This is a genomic window from Nocardioides sp. (assembly GCF_034670285.1).
In the GTDB taxonomy this organism is placed as follows: Bacteria; Actinomycetota; Actinomycetes; order Propionibacteriales; family Nocardioidaceae; genus Nocardioides.
On sequence record NZ_JAXMNS010000554.1, the window covers coordinates 1 to 1794 of the forward strand.

Annotated in this window: 2 protein-coding genes; both read right to left on the bottom strand. The window is 71.7% G+C overall.

Features of this window, described 5'->3' with window-relative positions; all coding sequences use genetic code 11:
- Positions 1-269: 269 nt before the first annotated feature.
- Positions 270-1166, bottom strand: a complete 897-nt coding sequence (locus VOI19_RS18950; protein WP_323794487.1) for a siderophore-interacting protein — start codon at positions 1164-1166, stop codon at positions 270-272.
- Positions 1167-1234: 68 nt separating this feature from the next.
- The coding region (locus VOI19_RS18955) for an ABC transporter ATP-binding protein (protein ID WP_323794488.1) at positions 1235-1794 on the bottom strand (560 nt) is incomplete at its 5' end.

Below are 1794 nucleotides of genomic sequence, written 5' to 3' on the forward strand. Positions count from 1 at the left end.
GTTGGTGACGCCGTTGACCTGCGGGAGGAACGACTCGGCGACCACCAGCACCCTGAGGCGCTCGGCACTCGCGGCGTTCTTTCTCGGGTTCGCACTCGTGGAGCAGGTGGGGACAGGGACCGGGACTGCTGCCAGCTCGACCATGACCCGGACGCTAGGGACGGCATCGGAACTGTCATCGGCCCTGCCATGGCCGACACGTGAACGGCAGCGGTCATCGCCCCTCCGTGCAGTCGTCAGCGACGCTGGTGGAGACGGAGAGTGCCGACTCAGTTCTCGGCCCGACCGGCCTTCCAGTAGCCCATGAACGCGACCCGTGAGGCCTCGACTCCGAGGTCGCGCACGAGGTGTCGGCGTAGGCCGGTCACCGCTCCGGCCTCCCCGGCGATCCAAGCGTAAAGACCATCACGGACCTCGGCGTCAGGCACCTCCCACAGCACCTCGGGGTCGGCGTCCGACCCGGCTGCCGCTCCGACCGCCACCCGCGAACAGCCCAGGTGGCGCGCGGCCCAGCGTCGTACCTCGCGGTCGAGCGCGACGCCATGAGACGCCGTCTCTTCACCCTCGCGCGGCAACCACCGCACCGCCACACCGGCGGGCGCGACGACCGGTTGTACGTCCAGGGTGCTGGGCACCTCCAGGAACGCGACCCCGGAGGCGTCGTCCGGCAGCGACTCGAGGATCGAGACGATGGCCGGAACGGCGGTCTCGTCGCCTGCGACGAGCAGGGTGCTCGCCCGGCCCGGCTGCCAGGCGTAACCGCCGGCTGCGTCCGTCGAGGTCGCATCGGGCGCGAGCACCAGCACCTCGTCGCCGACCGCCGCGCGGGAGACCCAGCGGGTGGCCGGCCCGGTGTCGCCGTGCGCCACGAAGTCGACGACCAGCTCGCGAGCCGCGGGATCGCAGTGCCGCAGGGTGTAGGTGCGGATCGGGTTGCGCTCGCGGTCGCCCTGACGGCGCCACCGGGCGTACCAGTCGTCGCCGGCCGGAAACGACGACAGACCGGTGCCGGGCAGCGGAAGGACGACCTTGACGCGCTGGTCCGGCCCGTGCCGGGTCACGTCTGCGAGGTCGTCGGAGGTGAAGCGCACCCGGGTGAAGCTCGGGCTCACCTGCTCGAGGGCCGCCACGCGCACGGAGTAGGGGCGGTAGCCGGGCTTGGACATGATGACTCCCAGGGGACGAGGTGAAGCGCTGGACGGCAGTGTTGGGTGGCGGTGAGTGGTCGTCGGCGTCAGGGCGACGTGGCGCGCGGGCGCGCATGGTGCCGCCCGATCGGCAGCACGAGCGGCGTCTCGGAGACCGGATCGACGATCACGTGGCTCTCGAGGCCGAAGACCTCGCGGACCGCCTCGACGGTGAGGACCCGACGAGGATCGCCGGCGGCATGGATCCGGCCCGCAGAGAGGGCCACGAGGTGGTCGGCGTAGCGGGCGGCGAGGTTGAGGTCGTGCAGCACCATGACGATCGTCGTCCCGCGCCGCCGGTTGAGATCGGTGAGCAGGTCCTGCACCTCGACCTGGTGGCTGACGTCGAGGTACGTCGTGGGTTCGTCGAGCAGCAGCACATCGGTCTGCTGGGCCAGCGCCATCGCGATCCAGACGCGCTGACGCTGACCGCCCGAGAGCTCGTCGACGCTGCGCTCGGCGAGGGAGGCGGTGCCGGTGAGCTCCAGCGCATCGGCAACCGCCTCGTCGTCGGCCGCGCTCCACCGGGAGAGCAGTCGCTGGTGCGGATGACGACCGCGGGCCACGAGGTCGGCGACGACCAACCCCTCCGGGGCCACCGGCGACT